Origin of the sequence: Bacteroides oleiciplenus YIT 12058, assembly GCF_000315485.1 — a bacterium.
Lineage (GTDB): Bacteria > Bacteroidota > Bacteroidia > Bacteroidales > Bacteroidaceae > Bacteroides > Bacteroides oleiciplenus.
On the sequence record NZ_JH992941.1, the window covers coordinates 34,824 to 53,386 of the forward strand.

At 45.6% G+C, this 18,563-nt stretch carries 23 protein-coding genes and 1 tRNA gene; 5 read left to right on the forward strand and 19 right to left on the reverse strand.

Features of this window, described 5'->3' with window-relative positions; translation table 11 throughout:
• Positions 1-17: 17 nt before the first annotated feature.
• The 15 genes from HMPREF9447_RS08420 to HMPREF9447_RS08490 form a co-directional block, all read right to left on the reverse strand.
• The gene (locus HMPREF9447_RS08420) at positions 18-2,081 is read right to left on the reverse strand and encodes a DNA cytosine methyltransferase (RefSeq protein WP_009129283.1); all 2,064 of its coding nucleotides are present in this window, start codon (positions 2,079-2,081) and stop codon (positions 18-20) included.
• A gap of 284 nt (positions 2,082-2,365) precedes the next feature.
• A complete protein-coding gene (locus tag HMPREF9447_RS08425) occupies positions 2,366-2,632 on the reverse strand; it encodes a hypothetical protein (RefSeq protein ID WP_009129284.1) in 267 nt (88 codons plus the stop codon).
• Positions 2,629-2,889 carry a hypothetical protein gene (locus tag HMPREF9447_RS08430; RefSeq protein WP_009129285.1) on the reverse strand — a complete coding sequence of 87 codons (261 nt, stop codon included), beginning with the start codon at positions 2,887-2,889 and terminating at the stop codon, positions 2,629-2,631. The genes HMPREF9447_RS08425 and HMPREF9447_RS08430 overlap by 4 nt, the downstream gene beginning before the upstream one ends.
• Positions 2,886-3,092: a hypothetical protein gene (locus tag HMPREF9447_RS08435; protein ID WP_244267595.1), complete on the reverse strand. Its 207-nt coding sequence runs from the start codon at positions 3,090-3,092 to the stop codon at positions 2,886-2,888. The genes HMPREF9447_RS08430 and HMPREF9447_RS08435 overlap by 4 nt, the downstream gene beginning before the upstream one ends.
• Before the next feature lies 1 nt (position 3,093).
• On the reverse strand, positions 3,094-3,618 hold the full coding sequence (locus tag HMPREF9447_RS08440; RefSeq protein ID WP_009129287.1) for a host-nuclease inhibitor Gam family protein: 525 nt from the start codon (positions 3,616-3,618) through the stop codon (positions 3,094-3,096).
• 20 nt (positions 3,619-3,638) lie between these two features.
• Positions 3,639-3,935 carry a hypothetical protein gene (locus tag HMPREF9447_RS08445; RefSeq protein ID WP_044138091.1) on the reverse strand — a complete coding sequence of 99 codons (297 nt, stop codon included), beginning with the start codon at positions 3,933-3,935 and terminating at the stop codon, positions 3,639-3,641.
• Positions 3,936-3,949: 14 nt separating this feature from the next.
• Positions 3,950-4,537 (reverse strand): helix-turn-helix domain-containing protein, encoded by a 588-nt coding sequence (locus tag HMPREF9447_RS08450; RefSeq protein ID WP_009129289.1) that lies wholly within the window; start codon positions 4,535-4,537, stop codon positions 3,950-3,952.
• 7 nt (positions 4,538-4,544) lie between these two features.
• A complete protein-coding gene (locus tag HMPREF9447_RS08455; protein ID WP_009129290.1) occupies positions 4,545-5,009 on the reverse strand; it encodes a hypothetical protein in 465 nt (154 codons plus the stop codon).
• A gap of 23 nt (positions 5,010-5,032) precedes the next feature.
• Entirely contained in the window at positions 5,033-5,692 is a 660-nt protein-coding gene (locus tag HMPREF9447_RS08460; protein ID WP_009129291.1) for a hypothetical protein, read from the reverse strand.
• Positions 5,689-6,582 carry an AAA family ATPase gene (locus HMPREF9447_RS08465; RefSeq protein WP_009129292.1) on the reverse strand — a complete coding sequence of 298 codons (894 nt, stop codon included), beginning with the start codon at positions 6,580-6,582 and terminating at the stop codon, positions 5,689-5,691. Before HMPREF9447_RS08465 ends, HMPREF9447_RS08460 begins: the two co-directional genes overlap by 4 nt.
• A gap of 36 nt (positions 6,583-6,618) precedes the next feature.
• Positions 6,619-8,742, reverse strand: coding sequence for a hypothetical protein (locus tag HMPREF9447_RS08470; RefSeq protein WP_009129293.1), 2,124 nt, complete (start codon positions 8,740-8,742; stop codon positions 6,619-6,621).
• Between the two features lie 117 nt (positions 8,743-8,859).
• On the reverse strand, positions 8,860-9,045 hold the full coding sequence (locus tag HMPREF9447_RS08475) for a hypothetical protein (RefSeq protein ID WP_009129294.1): 186 nt from the start codon (positions 9,043-9,045) through the stop codon (positions 8,860-8,862).
• Between the two features lie 13 nt (positions 9,046-9,058).
• Positions 9,059-9,265 (reverse strand): hypothetical protein, encoded by a 207-nt coding sequence (locus HMPREF9447_RS08480; protein ID WP_009129295.1) that lies wholly within the window; start codon positions 9,263-9,265, stop codon positions 9,059-9,061.
• Positions 9,266-9,319: 54 nt separating this feature from the next.
• Positions 9,320-9,499 (reverse strand): hypothetical protein, encoded by a 180-nt coding sequence (locus HMPREF9447_RS08485; protein ID WP_009129296.1) that lies wholly within the window; start codon positions 9,497-9,499, stop codon positions 9,320-9,322.
• 11 nt (positions 9,500-9,510) lie between these two features.
• Entirely contained in the window at positions 9,511-9,729 is a 219-nt protein-coding gene (locus tag HMPREF9447_RS08490; protein ID WP_009129297.1) for a hypothetical protein, read from the reverse strand.
• A gap of 133 nt (positions 9,730-9,862) precedes the next feature.
• Here HMPREF9447_RS08490 and HMPREF9447_RS08495 point away from each other — a divergent pair, with 133 nt between their 5' ends.
• Both HMPREF9447_RS08495 and HMPREF9447_RS08500 read left to right on the forward strand, forming a co-directional pair.
• Positions 9,863-10,672, forward strand: a complete 810-nt coding sequence (locus tag HMPREF9447_RS08495) for a S24 family peptidase (protein WP_009129298.1) — start codon at positions 9,863-9,865, stop codon at positions 10,670-10,672.
• 115 nt (positions 10,673-10,787) lie between these two features.
• Complete coding sequence (locus tag HMPREF9447_RS08500; RefSeq protein ID WP_009129299.1) at positions 10,788-11,351, forward strand: hypothetical protein; 564 nt, start codon at positions 10,788-10,790, stop codon at positions 11,349-11,351.
• Here the strand turns inward: HMPREF9447_RS08500 and HMPREF9447_RS08505 are convergent.
• Together HMPREF9447_RS08505 and HMPREF9447_RS08510 are read right to left on the reverse strand one after the other, a co-directional pair.
• On the reverse strand, positions 11,348-11,620 hold the full coding sequence (locus HMPREF9447_RS08505; RefSeq protein WP_009129300.1) for a hypothetical protein: 273 nt from the start codon (positions 11,618-11,620) through the stop codon (positions 11,348-11,350). The genes HMPREF9447_RS08500 and HMPREF9447_RS08505 overlap by 4 nt on opposite strands.
• A gap of 150 nt (positions 11,621-11,770) precedes the next feature.
• Positions 11,771-11,843 (reverse strand) — tRNA-Met (locus HMPREF9447_RS08510).
• 472 nt (positions 11,844-12,315) lie between these two features.
• Between HMPREF9447_RS08510 and HMPREF9447_RS08515 the strand changes: the two genes are divergently transcribed.
• The 3 genes from HMPREF9447_RS08515 (at position 12,316) to HMPREF9447_RS08520 (ending at position 13,740) form a co-directional block, all read left to right on the forward strand.
• Entirely contained in the window at positions 12,316-12,525 is a 210-nt protein-coding gene (locus HMPREF9447_RS08515) for a hypothetical protein (RefSeq protein ID WP_009129301.1), read from the forward strand.
• Between the two features lie 430 nt (positions 12,526-12,955).
• On the forward strand, positions 12,956-13,081 hold the full coding sequence (locus HMPREF9447_RS29250; protein WP_009129302.1) for a hypothetical protein: 126 nt from the start codon (positions 12,956-12,958) through the stop codon (positions 13,079-13,081).
• On the forward strand, positions 13,069-13,740 hold the full coding sequence (locus tag HMPREF9447_RS08520) for a DUF6266 family protein (protein ID WP_009129303.1): 672 nt from the start codon (positions 13,069-13,071) through the stop codon (positions 13,738-13,740). The genes HMPREF9447_RS29250 and HMPREF9447_RS08520 overlap by 13 nt, the downstream gene beginning before the upstream one ends.
• A gap of 141 nt (positions 13,741-13,881) precedes the next feature.
• On the opposite strand, the gene HMPREF9447_RS08525 is transcribed toward HMPREF9447_RS08520, so the two are convergent.
• The gene (locus tag HMPREF9447_RS08525; protein ID WP_009129304.1) at positions 13,882-15,246 is read right to left on the reverse strand and encodes an efflux transporter outer membrane subunit; all 1,365 of its coding nucleotides are present in this window, start codon (positions 15,244-15,246) and stop codon (positions 13,882-13,884) included.
• A gap of 135 nt (positions 15,247-15,381) precedes the next feature.
• On the reverse strand, positions 15,382-18,561 hold the full coding sequence (locus HMPREF9447_RS08530) for an efflux RND transporter permease subunit (RefSeq protein WP_009129306.1): 3,180 nt from the start codon (positions 18,559-18,561) through the stop codon (positions 15,382-15,384).
• Positions 18,562-18,563 lie beyond the last annotated feature (2 nt).

An 18,563-nucleotide genomic window follows, 5' to 3' on the forward strand; every position in this document is an offset into this window, starting at 1 on the left:
TCTTGTATTACTCTAATTTATGCTGCCACTTTTCTTAATTCACGTAGCTTTCTGCTGACAGCTTCGCAGAGAACTCGTGCCATTGTCACTTCTACTGCATTCCCTATGAACTTCTTCTGGTCCGCTTGTGTACCGATTAACTTGTAATCTTCTGGGAACCCCATGATTCGCTTCAGTTCGACTATCTTTAACATCCGCATCAGTACGTCTGTTATCTGATAGATGGCCATGAACTCCTTTATCTTTTTAGTCATTGGGCTATCCGTTTCGTACACCTCAATATATATGTTTCCATATGGGTCAATCACCAAGAAATCAGGTGGTGTATTGAGGCTGATAATCGTGTTCAAGCTCACGATGCTTGGCGGACGTTTATCCATTCGGGCAATAAGGGTGAAACATGGATCATTAACCGAACTACCCGAAGAAGTAAACTGCGGGTTCATTAGGTAGTGCCACTTCCGATTAGCGGTGATTACTGGAGCAGGTTCTTCAACATGGCTACCAATATTTCCAAAGTTAGTGTTCATGACCCACGGACGACAACTAACAAGGTTATATTTCGGGTTAGAAGTCAATGCACTTAAAGGTCGGTTCATTCCTGCGGGTCTACTCTGCCCAAACTGCTGATCCATAAATTGGCAGGAAACAAGACGCTGTTTGGGATTAGCCAGTATAGCCGGTGCAGGATTATTTATATCTGAATGTTGCCCACCACCAGAATAGTAATTCATAAAGAATGGACTGACAAGTGATAATCTATCCTTGGTTAATAATGTCGGGCATGGAGCTTCTATATCCTTCCCTGCATCGTTGAAATTATACGAGCAAAGAAACTTCGGATTCACGTAATTAAACCTGTCTTTCGTTGGCACTGTTGGGCATGGCTTATCTACCTGACTCACATTGTCACCATTCCCGTAATATGCAGCGAGGAACTTTGCATTTACTAAAGAGTGATTATCCTTGCATTTGATAGTATGTGCCGGACCATCAACAGGAATATTCTTACTTTCCGGATGTCCACTGAAATACTTAGAGATAAATCGGCAGCCAACTTTTGCAAATCGGTTATTGGTAGTAAGTACTCCACATGGATCATCCATTGACTTACAAGTATCTTCTGGCCGACAAGTATTATATCTCGAAAGGAAGTTTGCCTGTACCATGCCTAACCGACCTTGGCAGCTAACTGTTGGACAGGGGGCATCAATTCCAGGAGGAATATGTTTTCCAGTCTTTCCGTTTATGGAGTTATATTTCAGCAGCCATTTATCTTTACCACCTGCAACAAACTTAATTAGCCCGGCATATATACGTTCAAGCGTCTTTTCGGAAAGAGGTTTCTTTCGAGTGAAGATACTTGTACCTTCATCCTCAAAGTCCAGCACATCTTTTACAGGTTTCCACTTTAGAAGACTCCCGAACATGTCTTGCTTACCTTCTTTGCAATGGGTAGGTTCAGGAAATACAATTGGAAGGCCCTGCTTGGCAAAGATGCCGAAAAATCGTTTACGAGAGGTGTAGGCTCCATAGTCAGCAGCATTCAATATGCGGTGTTCGAAGTCATAACCATAAGATTTCACGCTGCGTGTCCAACGGGTATAATCTTCTCCTTTATGCATGGAAATAGGTTTTCCGTTTTCATCCATTGGTCCCCATGACATAAATTCCTCAACGTTTTCAATCTGAATGTAATCAGGGCAAATAGCCTCAATATACCGGAAAAGATGTTCAGCCAGCGTCCGGCTGTCGGCATCCCTTGACTGACCGCCTTTTGCCTTCGAGAAGTTAGTACACTCCAACGATGCCCAGAGAACTATAAGTGCATCTGGGTATTGCTTCTTGCATTTACCAATATGCGCCACAAGCCCAGAAAGTTCCAGAGTGCGTATATCTTCTGTGAAGTGTAGTGCATCCGGGTGATTGGCTGCATGGCTGGCGATGGCATTTGCATCGTGGTTAACACAGGCAATTACTTTGGCGCATTGTTCTCCGTTTATTTTTGCAGATTCTACGCCGGTAGATGTTCCCCCGGCTCCACAGAATAAGTCAATATATAATAGGTTTATTTCACTCATTTCTGTTTAGTTTTAAGCAAAACGGTGGCGGCTTCTTGCATTCAATCTTTCTGTATCAAGACTGGAATACGTCCTGCCACAATGACCGCCTAATACAGATTGCTACCGTTTGCTATTTATTTTGAGTATTATAAATGCCGGTCTTTCCCGGCTGTCATCCTTTGGTTTTGTGAAAACCTTAACACTGGTGCAGGCACACAAGGTATCCTCTTAATGCGGGCAATGACACCGTTTAACCCGCCCCGTTTCTTTCTCATTAAAGTTTTGGCTTCTCATATTAAAGGTTAAAACAAAAATACATCCTCCACCGTCAGCGGTTTATTCGTCTTCTGCTCGTACATCCGGGCTTTCAGCCGTTCGCACAAAATGTAGACAAATGATCCGGCATCGGGATTATTCATACTGACCAATATGGCAGTCAGCCCCATTGTCTTGGCACCGATTTCGGTAAGTTCACACGGCTTGCCGTAATAGGTCCAATAGTATTGCACTTGCCCCAGATAACTGTCTTCCACCTGTATTATCAAGGCTTTCGGTTCGCGGTATATCATGGCTGCACATCCTCCCTGAAATAAGGTTTAACTTCGCCATCAGGCACCCATTCCACGGTGACAATCCCTTTCACTTGTCCGGTTCCCCCACATTTTGGACAAGGCATTTTCACCCGTTCATTAATAATATCCGGATCAAGATAATACCCGTTACCCTTGCAATATCCACAAGCATATCCGGTGTAATACCCAACCGTCTCTTTTCCTGTTCCGAATTGGGGTGCCATAATTTGCACCCCGTTCCATTTCTCACTCATACTTTCTTCTCCCTATAAGTCCAACCATTCAACCTGTACACTTCTCGCCGTGCCTCTTCCCGGGTCTGGTACTCGCAGACTTTGGTACCGATGGTTGATAGCTTTGGGGGATAGCTGTCGCCTTGACGGTACATGGTTTCGTGATACACCGCCCAGCGCCATCTTAGCGGACGGTAAGTGTACTGCTGGTGTATCGCTTTCATGTCACTGCGCAACTGCATCGCTTTCTTTTTTCGGCTCCACGAAAAAGGACTCTTCCTGCACCACTTGTACGCCAATCTTCGGGAACATGCCTGCAACGTCTTCATTGTCACGATCGGCCAGCAGTCCCTGCTTGTCCAGTTCTTCCGATGTGCGGATATACGAAGGGAGAAGTTCTTTGCAAAGGTTGGTTACCGCCGCCCAGGTGAAGCCCTTCAGGTTCTTCAACTTCGGTGTGCCGGTGCGGAAACCGAACACGCCATGGGCACTCTCTACGCTCTTCTTCTTAGAGAATAGTTCATCCTTGTTCTCCACCGCATACGCCTGCATCAGGTCGAAAGCCTCGCTCTTCTTTGTCTCCAGTTCCGCCAATTGCTCGGCATACTTTTCACGGATACGCGTCATCTCAATATCCATCTTTGAGGTAAGGTTCTGTACTTTGGCATCGGCTGCCGCAAAGTCTGCGAATGCCTGTTCTGCCTGTTCGCGGTTGATGCCGCTGACTACTGTTTTCTTGGTTCTTGCCATAATTCCTTTTAATTTATTGGTTAATAATTAATCTTCTCTCTGTTTTCCCTGTTTTGGCGCTGCTGCATCTCCTTGTACCTTTTCGCTTTCTTCGGTTCTTCCAGCGTTTCCATCTCCCGGTCCAGACGGTCATAGCGCACCAGTTCCGCCCGGTAGGCATCCAGCAGACGGTCGTATTCGGCAGGTTTCAGCTTGTCGGTACCGTCCATCAGGCGTTCCTGAAGGTCGCAGATACGGTCGGCACTGGCTTCCAGTTGGCTGGCAAGTTCCTGACGGCGGTCGGGAACCTCTGTAATAGTGCGGATATAGTCTCTCATGATGATACCTCCTTTCATTTCAGATTACGGAAGTTCTGCACCTTCGGACTGCTTTCAAGTTCGCTCTTGCTGTAATACACCCGCCCCGCCTTGCGATAGCCGGTAATAAATCCCTTGCGCCGCCAGGAGTTCAGCGTCTCACGGCTGCAACCGACCCATTTTGCAGTCTCTTCCTGGCTGATGAAGTCCGCCCGGTTCGTGTCCGGTTTCTTCTGGTATTCGGCACGCTGGCGGCGTTCCTTGCAAAGCTCGTCCACAATCCCCTCCAGCAGGTTCATCCGCCGCATCAATGCCCGATATTCCTGATAAGACACCGTTTGCCGTTCCTTCTTCTGTACGGGCGCCAGTTCTACCGGGTATTTGTCCGCATCCGGTATCAAATCCTTCAATTCCATTCCGCCTGCGGCATAGCGTGCGGCATCACGCAGGGCATAGAAGTACTGTTCGTCCTTCTTCTCCTCTCCCACCGATAATACGAACTCTTTGAAGAGTTGCGTTTCCGTGCGTCTCTTCTCCAGTACTTCCGCCTGGGCCACACTGATCCGGTCGCCCTTCTTGCGGAGAATGGTTGCGGCACGGTTGATTTCTTCTTGTTTTCTCATGATCTGATTATTTTTTTGTTTTTCGTTCTTCACGTCTCATAAATGCCTCCAGTTGCTTCTTCGTTTCCTGTAGCTCCCAGAGCGCCATCCGCGTCACGTCCTTGCGGGCCTTGGTATATTTCCGTGCCCAGACGTTGAGTTTCGCCACGTTCATCTGGTATTCCTCTTCATTGTCACTGGTGAAGCCCTGATTCAACTGAGGTATCAGGAACGAGAGGCGGTAGATATCGCGGAATACCATTTGCGCTTCCCTGCGTTGCATCTCCCTGGCTTTGTCATCCATCGGGTTCAACTTCTCCAGCAACTGCTGTGCTTCCCGTAGCGTCAAATCCTTACTGCTCTGTGTCCGTCCACCGGTGAAAGAATAGATGCAGTCATGGCGGGCTTCATCATTCATGCGGAGCGTCCGGAACGTGGCATGCAGGGCTTTCATTTGCCCCGGCGTAATGAGTTTATCCTTGATTGTCTTCATCGCTAATCACTTATCACTAACCATTAATCATCGTATTCCTCTCCACGGCACTTCGCCGCCTCTTTCGGCCAGATATCATAGTATCCCTTCGGTCCGATAAACCGTCCCTTGGAGAACGCCCGATACCCCTCAACGTATATCTTCAGCGAAGCATCAAACGCTACTTTCTTCGCACTACGCCCGTCCGGATTCTTACCGCTGGCATGACTGATGAAGATAAGCAACTTGTTGCGGTGCTGTTCCTTGAACCTGATATACTGTGCATAGGTCATCTGCGTATATTGGAAACTGTCTATCACGACGAAATCGGGAGCTTTCTGACGTTTCAGGCGAAGGCTTAACTGATCCAGCGGTTCCGCATCCAGCAGCAGGAAGCGGCGGTTCACTTCCTGCATGTTGAAGCGCTTCAACGTGTTCTGCATCGTCAGGCAGGCACCCTCTTCCAGACTGTCATAGGCCACGCGCCCGAAACGGCACAACTCCTTGCAAAGCTGCATCACGAAAGAGGTTTTCCCGTTCCCTGTGTTACCCCATACCATCCACACACCCCGGCGTTCCGGTGTGCCGAAAGCTTCCTGCCAGGCACCTTCGAAAGCCAGCGTCTCGAACTTCATACTCAACAGTTCCCGCACCCCTTTAGCGTTGCGCTGGAAAGTCTTTGCATCATTCACTGTCTCGCTCATGCCTGTTCTCCTTTCATCCTCTTGGCTTCCAGAATACGCTTGCAGGCATGCACCACGCGCTTCACACGGCGAAGGTCGTACTCGCCCTGTGCCGCTTCGCGCTGCACCCGCTTTATTTCCGCCATGTCCGTCAGTCCGTTTGCCTGGCAGATGGCATATACATCCTGTTCGGTAGCTACATTCACGTCGAAGAACTTACGGCCGATACGGCTGTTAATCTCTTTATAACCCTTCTTATTGTAGCGAAGGCCATTCTCTACACGGCGTTTGATATAATCGGTAGAGAGGAACACGATGCCTGCCTTATTCTCCAGACGATTATAAATGCTGATGAAGTAGCTGAACACACTGTCCGTCAGCTTGTCGCCTTCATCAAAGATGATGAGCGGGTTCTGAAGGAAGGCAATCATAGAAATGGCATATTCCAGAATATCCCGCAGGTTCGTCCCGTCCACAGGAGCGCCCACCTGCTTGGCGATTTCGCGCACGAAGTCACTCTTCTTCATATCCTCCGAGCAAAGGATATAGAACACGTTCCGATGCGTGCGGCGGTATTCGATAGCAGCGGTGGTCTTACCACAACCAGCATCGCCCACCACCCAAGTGGTGTTTTTGTAAGCCTGTGCGTCCGTCATGGCGAAGGTGATACGATTGAAAGCATCGCTCTCGGTCAGCGTCCAGCGTTCCAGACTGTAGCCGATTTGTGCGGCTATACGGCTGAACATATCGTCACTGATACTGGTATACTTGGAGTTACATATCTGCGAAACTGTGGCAGCACTAACACCGTTCAGGCTCTCGCTGGCGCGGTTCTGCGAAGGGTAGTTGCTGCAATACTCCATCAGTGCATCACGAATGGCATCCTTGTCTTGTTTACTTAGTTCTTTCATTATTTGAAGGGTATTTAATTGATTATTGAATACTGGTTAATTGGTGCCGAAGAAGGATTGATACATCTCCACATCGGTCATGCCGGAAGTCTGTTTGGTATATTCGCCAACAGAAGCAAGTCCGGCAGGCTCTTCTTCCGGTTCGTCCCTGTAGGTTCCCGGTCCCACACCTTCGGGGTACTGCACCGGAGCGGCCAGTTCTTCATTGGCATATTCTTCACGTTGACGCTCCATGCTTTTCTGGGATTCACCCACCGGAATAGGCATCACAAGTTTCATATAGGCTTCGTTCATGCACTCTTCGAGTAGAAGCTCTTCACAGGCGATGTAATGTCCAACGAGGGCACGCTTGTTGGCATGTATCTGGGCGAAAAGTCGGGTACTTTCTTCTTCCGTACGGTCTGCCGTGGCGCGATGGATGACAACCTTCGGCGTGGCGGTGGCAGCATATTTCAATGCACCTTTGGCGCCCACTTCCCACAGTTCCACGGCAGTCATATCTTGGGGGTCGTAACGGTAACGGAAACTGTTGCCGATGTTCTGCATGTGGAAGTTCATGTCTACCAGCCCGTCTTCACCGTATACCATGTAGCGGTATTCCTGCTTGTTACGCTCGAAGATGAAGCCGTGCTTGTTATACTTCACGCTATCCTTGCTCAGGAGCATGAAGAGTTCCTGCACCCCGAAGTCGTCCAACGGTTCGGCTTTCGGACTGCTGAGTGTGGTGTACATCTCCATACGGGTCATGCCTGTTTCAGAAGTGGGGTGCAGCATCTCGTTCCATTCCCGGCGACACGCCAGGTATTGTTCCTTCATTTCTTCCAAGGTGGGAAGCTGGGCGATGTTCTTCATTATCAGGTCCACGTTCACGTGGCTGTTCTCCTTGGTTGCGGTGATGTTCTGCCCGGTGTAGTTATAGAGCTTGTGCATCACCTGCATCTGGAAGCGTCCGAAAGCGCTTTCAATGGTTTTAGACTGGCCGTTGTGCGGCATGGTAGTCTTGTGCAGGTGGCAGATTCTCTTAAAGAAGTATTGCGCTTCCGGCTTCTTATGCCCGCCTTGGTTATCGGTCACAATCTCGTAAGGTTTCACCTTCCATGTTTCCAGTGCCATACGGTAGGCATTATACTGGGTGAGGAAGTTTTCAACGCCGAAAGAATATCCCAGAAAGACTTCCGTACAAGCATCCATCACTTCATACACGTCGATGGTACGCGCCACCATGCGTTTCTGTTTCTTATCGTAATCCTTGTAATAGAGATTCAACTTCGTTCCGTCACCATACCACAACGTGTTCGGCATATCCGGAAGCTTGGTGTCGAACTGGGGCATAAACTCGTTTTTGAAGGCAATCTCACCTTGAACAACGCCATACCACCACAGTTTGATACTGGTCTTATACAGATAATTAATGACTGTCTGAGGAGATGCGATTGGTTTCAGTTTATCCTCTTCGCAGGTAGCACGTTCGTTCCGTTCAGCTACAATCTCATTAAATTTATCGAATATCTGCTGGTCGGTATATACCGGGAACTTGCTCCGTTTGAGTTTCAACAACAAACGACCTTCCTTCGGCCCAACCTTGCGGGCGGACTGGTTACCGGCATTGCCATTGATAAGCACCTGGTACCCGTATTTCTTGTAAGCGGCATACTTCTCCATCAGGCGGGCTTTCGGAAGCGTGTGTTGATACCGTTCACGCAGGCTTTCGCACAAGGCTATGACTTTTTTGCGTATCTCCTTGTTGTCTTGAAAGCCACATTTACCTTGCGAATCACGCATGCTCACCTCCAGTGCCATCATGGCATTCAATACCTTGGCGTTCAATACGTATTCCGCCTGGCGGTCCAGAGAAATCTTCGGAGTATATCTTTTGTAGAAATCAACAGCTTTGCTGTCGCTTTTTAATCGGCTGTCCATAGGTACTACTTGGTGTTTTTTAATCTTGTCTTTAGCCTTGGGATTCTTAGTGTCATAGTTATTGCGAATAGGTTCCGGCAACTTCTCGTAAATAATCAATGCTTCCCGGCTCCTACATCCACGCCTTGCAACGACAAATTTCCCATTGTTGACATATTTGTCATAAGTAGCCGGACTGACGATTCCGCCAAGAACCAACTCATTACGTGTCACACACAGTGTCTTTCCAAACATTTCCATAATCAGAAACTTTATTTATCAATTTGTGCAAGCCCCGGCATCAAACCGGGGAGCCAGCCACTTCCTTTTCCAAGAGCTAATTTATATTAGGAAGTTCCAGACCTGCTATCGCAACTTCTACACTGCTTCCGTGTCTTTCTTATCCGGTGTAAACATGGATATCGCCACCACGCATGCCAACACTACAATCACAAACGCACTGCGTGTATCCGCATCCGTAGCGTCCACGTTACTTCCCAGCCAAAGCCCGTAAATCAGACCTACGACAATGGCTATTTTCTGAATTCGTCTCCAAGTTTTCATATTTGTTTTTAGTTTAAGAGTTCTTTAAAATCAGTTCGTCTAAGTCATAGAAAGCAGTGATGTCTGTAGGCAACAGGATGGATTCCTGTGAATCCTCGTCATAGGCCACGTCTATACACACCTTGTCATTTTCCACGCTCAGAAGAGCGTTGTGGTTCGCCATCAGTTCCCGTAATTCCTGCAGAAAGGCTACTTCTTTTTCCGTTAATTTTCTATCCATATCACCTTAATTCTTTAATTGTTAATTCAAAAAGGAAGCAATGAAAATCATTAATCAGATTACGATCTGATAATTGTCCCAGCATTCCAAACCATACTTACTTGGGTTATAGAAGAGTTTTTTGTAAAGTAGAATACCGAATAAACGGTATTCTACTTTGGTACCAATCACAGGATTATTGCCCACTAAATTTGCGCAGCCCGATATTATCGGCTCAATTGTCTTTGTCATCATATCCATACCATTTATAAGGTTACTACTTTCTCATACGGATTCTCCACCAGTTTAACCTCATATAACTTTCCACCATGATTCAGGGCATAAGCCCGGATGATCTTAGCCGAAGGGCTATTGGTTTCATAATTCAAAGCCGAACGTACCGTTCGTGTAGTCACTTCAAACTTTGTTGCGATCTCTTCTTGCAACTCAGTGCTTGCTTCAATGAATCTTTTCTTTTCTGCCATTGTATTTCTGTTTTTTGAGTTAATTCGTTATATTTGGGGCGTCTTTCATATTGGAAGACTTTGCAAATATCGAAAGATGTTTCGAGATAAACAAATAAAAATCGAATTATTTCACGATTTACATAATTAAGCTATGCCTAAAAACGAAACTATCCACGAGAGAATAACTCAACTTGTTAATAAATACGGGAATGGGAAAAATACAGTATTCGCCTCATTAATAGGGAGTAACGAGGCAAATGTACGTGGATATAGAACGTCTACAATGCCCAAATTTGATTTCTTGGAAAAAATCGCAAGAAATATCGATGTAAATTTAGACTGGCTCCTAACAGGGCGAGGCTCTATGGAGAAAAAACAGTCGATTGCTTCTAACGAGAATCAGATTATTACGCAAGATGATGACTTTATCGCTATACCATTAGTAGATATTTCGGTTGCAGCAGGGTGTTCCGGATGTGATAATCCTGACTACATAGAAGTAGTAGACAGAATAAAGATGCCCTCATCCATGGTACACGATGGTCACAAATATTTTTGTGTCCATATCAAAGGAGAAAGTATGTCTCCTACATTATTGGATAGTTCTTATGTTGTTGTCAGGCTCTTGGAACGTTCTGAGTGGCAAGATATGCCTGACCGGCATGTTTACGTTGTAAGTGATCGTGATGGACGTTCATATATTAAGCGGATTAAAAACAGGTTCAACAAAAACGGCTTCATTGTATGCATGTCGGATAATATAGATAAGGTTAATTATCCAAACTTTAACTTGGAAGAGCAAGAAATAAACTCAATCCTCCATGCAGAATGGTATTTCAGTGCTAAAATGCCCAATCTCAACGAAACATATTACGACAAAGTGAACCAATTAGAAGATGATATGGATGTCATAAAACGTCAAATGGCTCAGATTGTTAAAAGCATCAATGTAGTCAAATGATTATGCCACTACTTCTAAGAGATCATCGGCTGAGAAAATGTAATCGTATTACTAATCGAGTTGCCCAGCAAATAATATTCAAACGACAATTAATAGCTACTTAAATAATATACAAATGAAAAAGATTTTAATTACTATCTTACTATTATGTGCTATAAGTGAGTTTACACAAGCACAGACTGTAATAACAAAATTTAAATGTTATCTACTATCTCCTGATATGGATTTAAGTAGATCAGACAAAGTTACTGTTGGCGATACAAAAATTGGCTATATCCCCAAAAACAAAGAAATACAGGTTCTGGCATTAGATACAATAAAGTATATCTTTTATAAAGTGCAATATAAAAATAAAGTCGGATATATTCACAAGGATGTTGTAGTTGACAAGTCTCTCATGATATCAATCGATCCTAATATCAGAAGTGAATATAAAAAATACGTAGCAGAAAGCTCTGTAGTTATAGGTATGAACAAATATGAGTTACAAGCATCTATTGGAAATCCATTGGATGTTAATCGGACAGTTACTGCAGATCATGTCAGTGAACAATGGTGTTATGGTGATGTAGTCACCCACTACTATACTATTGGCTTCACTTTGCACTCCATTTCAAACACTAAGAACAATAAGTATATTTATATTGAAGATGGAATAGTTACAGCTTATCAAGATTAATCAGCCAGATACATTTTGAGTTCGGCAACTGTATATCTTAATTTAACATTCCCTGTTTGTTGTACAGAGAGTACAGATTTCAATGTAGTCAAAAGTGTTGCTTCTATTACAGAATTATCAACCTTCTTTCCGATGTCAATAGCCCCATTTATATAGGTTATGATAGCGTTAACTCCAAGCTTACTAAATTGGTCTACTTCTTCTTGTGTATACACCACGATATAACACTTGCGAAGTTCTTCTATAGTCATCCTTTTCAAACCTATCATAAGTTTGTTCTTTAGTAATGCTCCCGGCACAATCACCGGGAGCGTTTGTTTCCATCAACAATCAATCAACAACCTTAATCTCCGTCCGTTTTATCCCTCAGTCGGAGTCCTGATTAACGGGAACGTTACCAACACCTTCAATAAACTTTGTGGCAGGAACAAGGCTCGAACTTGTGACCTCATGGGTATGAACCATGCGAGCTACCTACTGCTCTATCCTGCGATATTTAGCGCCGCGCACACGTTTATACCGCTAAGATATCACTTATTCCGCTAATAGATACTACAAATCAATCACTTATACAAACGTCACAACTTTAATACCTCCCAAATACACTATACTATCCCCCTATAAATATTTATTAAAACGCCATAAAACACTACTTCAAAAGAAACATCATGCCAAAAACACACTTTTTTTTGAGGTGAAATCGTAAGTCCATTTAAGGCTAAAGTAAACGATATGGACATTATCGTAAGTCCATTTAAGTAAGTCCATTGGTAAGCCCATTCTGTCTTTTAACTCTTTCTCATTTCTAAATCACCAATATAGATTTCTTTGTTTATCTATTCTAGATCATGCAAACAAGAGTTCTCTTTAAACGCTCTAAACAGCATATCATTTTATAGAAAATACTTCTATATAATACTTATTTGGAATATCTTTGCATTAGAAACTTCTAAATAGCAACAATATGACTAAAGTAATTCACGTCCATCTCATATTTGAGAAGAAAGACTATTATTTCGGCAGTATCAGTGCCATCTATACTGTCCTAAACGAAGCTCAAATAGGCATAAAACAAAGTTCGTTGCTCCATGCCGGTCTATACGATGGTGGCATCAAAGCCACCCGCAGAGCCATTATTAGGCAATCTCATCTTATTCGTAGTACACAGGAGTAACCTACCCATTCTACAAAGAAAAGGGGCTGAATTGCGCCTCAAATAGCATCAATTCAGCCCTCGTCTTATCCCGATGTAACATTTAACCGTTTAAAAGCTCATCATATTCCATTCAAGTGTACCACTCATGTCCCATAATGTAACAAGTCGATTTGTATCTGGCGTTATAGATTAATCCCCCTCAAGCCCTTTATACATCGGAGTTTCAATATAGTTTCATTCCTTCGTTGTTTACATACAATTCGTTCTGTGCCCCTTAAAAAGGAAAAAACTCCTGAAGATATGCAGGTATAAGCATAATCGGATATGGTATATAACAAATTCGGTATAAACTCGGTACAGATTCGGTTCAAATTCGGTTAAGACTACTATTTTAATAGTTTAAACCGAATTTGCTACATAGAAAGTTAGAATTTAGAAAGGAAAAGGTATGGAAGAAAAAGATAAGAAAGAAATGGCAAGAGAAGAAGAAAAAAAAGAAAAAGATGTATTCTCCCGGTTATTTATAATAGCTTTGCAATCAGAAATAAAATACAAAGCACTATGGCAAAAATAAAAGAAGATATTTTCAGCGGCTTTTCAGGAAAATTGGGAAACGTGGTAGGATGCAAAGGAAAAAACGGATATTACCTCCGTACAAGACCCGAAAAATACAGGGATGCAAAAAGCAAAGGACAAATGCGGCAGCGAAGTAAATTCATGCTGGCCAATGAACTATTGAAAAACTTCACTCCATTGTTGCGCGTCGGATACCGGAATTGTGACGGAAAACGTTCGGGCTTCACTGCTGCAATGTCATACGTCATGGCGAATGCCATAAACCAAGGCGAACAAGGAGCAAGCATTGATTATGAAAAGGTGAAAATTGCACAAGGCACACTGACCACTGCAACAGATCCCAAAGTGGAGTTGGAAAAAAGCAAAGCCATCTTCACATGGAAGGACAATAGCGGTCGGGGTGACGCACAGCCGGAAGACAACGTGATGACATTAGCGTACAACAGGATGAAAGGGCAGGCTGTTTATCAGATCCACAGCGCACAACGCAGCGACGGTTATTGCGAACTCCCCCTACCAGAAGAGTGGCAGAAAGAGGATCTCACAATATACATAGCTTTAGAAAATGAAGAGAGAATGTGCGTATCGAACAGCGAATGCCTATGGAATGGCGTATGCACAGAAAAGAAAAGTTACGATATACAACACTTCGACTAATAAACAAAAAACGTCTCAAAAAAAACGGTAAGCATGCAGTTCGGAGAACTTGTAAAAACAAAAGCGGGCTGCCACAGAATCACTTCCCCGGCAGCCCCTCTTCATCGAAGTAAAAAAAACAGAGAGAGAGTATGATGTAGTTTATTCCTGACCTCCCCCCAAAGCACGGTATAGGTTAATTAAACTTTGTATCTCAGTAAAGCGGTTGGCCGTCTGTGACAGTTGTGCACTGAGCAACGACTGCCGGGCGGTGAGTACTTCCAGATAGGTTGTATTGCCATGCTCCATCAACAAAGAAGTGCTTCGCAGAGCTGTTTGCAGAGAAGTAATCTGTTTATCCAGTAAGAGGCTTTTTCCTTGACTGGTCTGATAAGCAATCAAAGCGTCATTCACCTCGCTGCCTGCATTGAGCAATGTTTGCTGGAAACCAAGTGCGGCTTCCTCCTGCTGTGCACGGGCAATGCGATACTGGGCAGCCACCTGTCCGCGGTTGAAGAGCGGTTGCGTCAGCGAACCTACCGCCGATGCCAGGAACTTGCCCGGATTGAGAATCATGGAACCGGCAGAATTCGTCCATCCGGCACTCCCACTCAGCGTAATGGAAGGATAGAAAGCAGAACGTGCCATGTTGGTGCCATAAAACGCCGTCTCCAGCGTCCGCTCGGCTGAGCGGACATCGGGACGACAGGAAAGCATCCGAACAGGAATCCCTATAGAAAAGTCTGCGGGGAACTGTTGCCCTGCCAGCGTGCCGCGCTTGTAGTTGCGGGGTGTCTCTGCCAACAATAAGGCAAGGCTATTCTCCACCTGATTTATCTGTTGTTGTAAATCGAGAACGGAACTCTGCACCTGATAATAGGCGGCTTCCATCTGCGATACAGCCGATTCATTCGCCATTCCGGCATTCATCAAAGCACGGGTGGATGCTACAGTTTCTTTCCATGCCTCCTCCGTCTGCCGGGAGATATCGAGTTGCTCATCCAGCATCAACAATGTATAATAAGTATTGGCTATCCCTGCTATCAACTGAGTACGAACGGCCTGACGGTAGTCCTCACTTTGAGCATAAAGTGCCTTCGCTTGCTTCTTGGCATTGCGCATACGACCGAAGACGTCCAACTCCCAACTGGCAGTGACAGGCAACGAATACGTCTGCGTGGCCTTGTGCGTATCGAAACTACTCACTGTTCCCTGCGGGGAAAGAGCAAATGCGGGAAGAAAGGCAAGTTTGGCAGACATCAGTGTTGCCTGAGCTTCTTCCACACGAAGCTGGGCAGACTGATAGTCGGTATTGTTTTGCAATCCCTGCTCAATGAGGGATTGTAAATGCGGATCGGTGAAGAGTTCCTGCCAGTCCATATTGCCCAGGCTGGCAGTATCTTCGGCCACCACTTCCCCACCGTAAAGGTCATCGGGGACAGAAGCAGCAGGCTCGTATTTAGTATAGATGCCACAGCCACTCAGCGACAGACTAATAGCAACTAACATGATTATATTTTTCTTCATTCTTCAATATCTTTAATATGTTTCTTGGAATTGATTTTATCTATAATGTACACCAGAAGACCGGCAATGCAATAAGCTATCACCTGCTCTAACCAAAATATATCACCTTGATACATCATTCATTCCTCCTTTCATTTATTTACGTTCGCGTTCAGCTTCGCTCTTTTCTTTCTCCAAAAGCACTTGCACATCTGGTTCCTCCTCCATCGGCGGACGGATTTTTTCCTGCAAGAATTCAAATATGATGTAGAAGACCGGGACAACAAAAAGTAATGCCAATGTACCTACAACCATACCACCTACGACACCCGTACCCAGAGAACTGTTGCCATTGGCACCTGCACCGGAAGAGAACATCAGCGGAAGCATACCGAAAATCATGGTCAACACCGTCATCAGGATGGGACGCAAACGAACCTGTGCAGCAGAGTAAGCAGATTCCACAATACCCATTCCTTTGCGGCGACGCTCTATGGCGTACTCCGTAATCAGAATAGCCGTCTTAGCAAGCAAGCCAATCAACATAATCACACCTGTTTGTAGGTAGATGTTGTTTTCCAGTCCGAGTATTTTTGCGAAAAGGAATGACCCCATCAATCCGAACGGTACGGAGAAGATAACAGCAAACGGTATGAGGAAACTCTCATAAAGACATGCCAGAATCAAATAGATAAGGAATATACAAATGGCATAGATGAAAACCGTCTGTGCTCCACCGCTACTTGCTTCTTCACGCGCCATACCACCATATTCGTATCCGTAGCCTGCCGGCAAGGATTGAGCCGCTACCTCTTCAATTACTTTCTGCACTTCACCGGAAGAATAACCATCTGCCGGATTCACATTGGCTGTGATGGTGCTGTAGAGATTGAAACGGTTCGCAGTTTCTGGTCCCAGTACTTGCGTCAGCGTCACAAATTGACTCACCGGAGCCATCTCCGTACCATTGCGCACAAACATATTGTTAAGTGACTGTTCATCCAGACGGTATTCGGGCGAGGCTTGCATCATCACACGATATACCTTACCGTACTGGTTGTAGTTGGAAATATATGCACCACCGCAATAACTACCCAACGCATCGAGCACCGCACTTGGCGAAACTCCTGCACGCTTACACTTGGCCGCATCCACTTCTACCGACACCTGCGGGAAGTTGATAGCATAAGATGTATAAGCCATAGCCACCTCCGGACGTTGGTTCAGCGCACTAAGGAACTGTATGGCTGCATCATAGAATGTAGCCAAATCTCCACCCGTCATATCCTGAAGGTTCAGTTCAAGGGAGTTACCCATACCGTAACCCGGAATCATGGCGGGCTGGAAACTGAATATCTGTGCTTCTTTTATATTCTGGAATTGCGCATTGAGGCGCGAAACCACAGCATCCGAGTTATGCTCCTTACCTTTTCGTTCGTTCCAGTCTTTCAGGCGGACAATAATCGTACCATAAGAAGTTCCCTGGCCGGATATAAGTCCGTATCCGGCTACGCGGGCATAGTGCTCAATTTCGGGTGTATCCTGCAAGATATTTTCCAACCGGTCCATCACTTTCGTGGTTTCATCAAGCGTACTTCCCGGTGAAATGCTGACATTCACCATGATGACACCCTGGTCTTCCTGCGGCACAAGCCCTGTCTTGGTGGTGCTCATCAAATAAATCAGCAATGCAACGGCAGCAACTAGTGAAGTCCATACCATCCAGCGGTGGCGGATAAAGAACATCACACCTTTCTTATATTTACCCAGCACGGCGTTGAACGAAGCATTGTAGGCAGCACGCACTCGTCCGTTAATGCTTTTAGCACTCTTGGTCCCGTCCGATGGACGCATCATGATGGCGCACAAAGCGGGACACAGCGTCAGAGCCGAAATCATGGAGATACCCACGGCAGTTGCCATTGTGATGCCGAATTGCGTATAGAACACACCCGAGGTACCTCCCATGAATGTTACGGGAATAAACACAGCCATGAACACACAGGTACAGGAGACAATAGCCATCGTTACATCGCCCATAGCATCTTTAGTGGCGAGATAAGGTGATTTATACCCGGCATCAAACTTAGATTGCACGGCTTCCACCACTACAATGGCGTCGTCCACCACCGTACCGATGGCAAGTACCAAGGCAAACAGCGTCAGGATGTTCAAACTGAATCCCGCAGCCACCAGGCAGGCAAACGTACCCACCAACGACACGATGATGGAGATGGACGGGATAAGTGTACTCTTGAAGTCCTGCAAGAAGAAGTATACCACCAAGATTACCAGAATGATGGCAATAACCAGCGTCTCCACCACATTGTGTATGGAGGCGAAGAGGAAGTCGTTCGAGCTCATCATCGTGACGAACTCAGTTCCTTCCGGAAGGTTTTTCTCCATCCGCTCTATCTGGGCGGTAATCTCTTTGTTGACAGCAGTAGCATTGGAACCTGCCGTCTGGAATATCATATAGAGAACGGCAGGCTTACTGTCCATCTCACTACGGAAACTATAAGTCATTGTGCCCAGTTCCACGTCTGCCACATCTTTCAGGCGAAGTACAGAACCGTCTTCACGCGAACGGACAACGGTGTTCTGGAATTCTTCCACACTCTTCAGGCGTCCGCGATATTTCATCGTAAACTGGAAGACATTTTTCGAGCTCTCGCCCAGTGAACCGGTGGGGGCTTCAATGTTCTGCTCGCCTAACACGCCGGTTATATCCGAGGGCACCAGCCCATATTGTGCCATCCGTTCCGGTTTCAGCCAGATACGCATACTATACGTATCGCCCAACTCCATAACATCTCCCACTCCCTCGATACGTTTTATCTGGGGAATGACGTTAATGTCCAGATAATTGGCAAGAAAAGTCTGGTCGTAGCGACCATCGGTACAAACCAAAGCGCCAATCTGCAAGAAACTGGTCTGGCGTTTCATCGTGCTTACACCTACTTTCGTAACTTCTGCCGGAAGTAATCCCTGCGCTTTAGCCACACGGTTCTGCACATTGACTGCCGCCATATCGGGGTCCGTGCCCTGCTTGAAGTAAACTTGTATAATGGCCAAGCCCGCATTAGAGGCGCTGGAAGTGATGTACATCATATCTTCCACACCATTGATGCTCTCTTCCAACGGCATAATGACACTGTTCATTACTGCCTCGGCATCGGCACCCGTATAGCTGGCGGACACGTATACCGTGGGAGGTGCAATGTCGGGATACTGCTCCACCGGCAGGGTGAAGAGCGAAATAAGCCCTATGACCAGAATCAGTACGGAGATGGAGATAGCCATCACCGGCCGTTTAATAAACATATTTCCTTTCATAA

Coding starts and splice junctions, on each gene's coding strand:
- HMPREF9447_RS08425 (WP_009129284.1), bottom strand. CDS start 2,632: ATGATATACCGCGAACCGAAAGCCTTGATAATACAGGTGGAAGACAGT.
- HMPREF9447_RS08485 (WP_009129296.1), bottom strand. CDS start 9,499: ATGATGACAAAGACAATTGAGCCGATAATATCGGGCTGCGCAAATTTA.
- HMPREF9447_RS08460 (WP_009129291.1), bottom strand. CDS start 5,692: ATGAGCGAGACAGTGAATGATGCAAAGACTTTCCAGCGCAACGCTAAA.
- HMPREF9447_RS08455 (WP_009129290.1), bottom strand. CDS start 5,009: ATGAAGACAATCAAGGATAAACTCATTACGCCGGGGCAAATGAAAGCC.
- HMPREF9447_RS08480 (WP_009129295.1), bottom strand. CDS start 9,265: ATGGATAGAAAATTAACGGAAAAAGAAGTAGCCTTTCTGCAGGAATTA.
- HMPREF9447_RS08495 (WP_009129298.1), top strand. CDS start 9,863: ATGCCTAAAAACGAAACTATCCACGAGAGAATAACTCAACTTGTTAAT.
- HMPREF9447_RS08440 (WP_009129287.1), bottom strand. CDS start 3,618: ATGGCAAGAACCAAGAAAACAGTAGTCAGCGGCATCAACCGCGAACAG.
- HMPREF9447_RS08450 (WP_009129289.1), bottom strand. CDS start 4,537: ATGAGAAAACAAGAAGAAATCAACCGTGCCGCAACCATTCTCCGCAAG.
- HMPREF9447_RS08465 (WP_009129292.1), bottom strand. CDS start 6,582: ATGAAAGAACTAAGTAAACAAGACAAGGATGCCATTCGTGATGCACTG.
- HMPREF9447_RS08430 (WP_009129285.1), bottom strand. CDS start 2,889: ATGAGTGAGAAATGGAACGGGGTGCAAATTATGGCACCCCAATTCGGA.
- HMPREF9447_RS08445 (WP_044138091.1), bottom strand. CDS start 3,935: ATGAGAGACTATATCCGCACTATTACAGAGGTTCCCGACCGCCGTCAG.
- HMPREF9447_RS08470 (WP_009129293.1), bottom strand. CDS start 8,742: ATGGAAATGTTTGGAAAGACACTGTGTGTGACACGTAATGAGTTGGTT.
- HMPREF9447_RS08515 (WP_009129301.1), top strand. CDS start 12,316: ATGACTAAAGTAATTCACGTCCATCTCATATTTGAGAAGAAAGACTAT.
- HMPREF9447_RS08520 (WP_009129303.1), top strand. CDS start 13,069: ATGGCAAAAATAAAAGAAGATATTTTCAGCGGCTTTTCAGGAAAATTG.
- HMPREF9447_RS08490 (WP_009129297.1), bottom strand. CDS start 9,729: ATGGCAGAAAAGAAAAGATTCATTGAAGCAAGCACTGAGTTGCAAGAA.
- HMPREF9447_RS08525 (WP_009129304.1), bottom strand. CDS start 15,246: ATGAAGAAAAATATAATCATGTTAGTTGCTATTAGTCTGTCGCTGAGT.
- HMPREF9447_RS08505 (WP_009129300.1), bottom strand. CDS start 11,620: ATGATAGGTTTGAAAAGGATGACTATAGAAGAACTTCGCAAGTGTTAT.
- HMPREF9447_RS08420 (WP_009129283.1), bottom strand. CDS start 2,081: ATGAGTGAAATAAACCTATTATATATTGACTTATTCTGTGGAGCCGGG.
- HMPREF9447_RS08435 (WP_244267595.1), bottom strand. CDS start 3,092: ATGAAAGCGATACACCAGCAGTACACTTACCGTCCGCTAAGATGGCGC.
- HMPREF9447_RS08530 (WP_009129306.1), bottom strand. CDS start 18,561: ATGAAAGGAAATATGTTTATTAAACGGCCGGTGATGGCTATCTCCATC.
- HMPREF9447_RS08475 (WP_009129294.1), bottom strand. CDS start 9,045: ATGAAAACTTGGAGACGAATTCAGAAAATAGCCATTGTCGTAGGTCTG.
- HMPREF9447_RS08500 (WP_009129299.1), top strand. CDS start 10,788: ATGAAAAAGATTTTAATTACTATCTTACTATTATGTGCTATAAGTGAG.
- HMPREF9447_RS29250 (WP_009129302.1), top strand. CDS start 12,956: ATGGAAGAAAAAGATAAGAAAGAAATGGCAAGAGAAGAAGAAAAAAAA.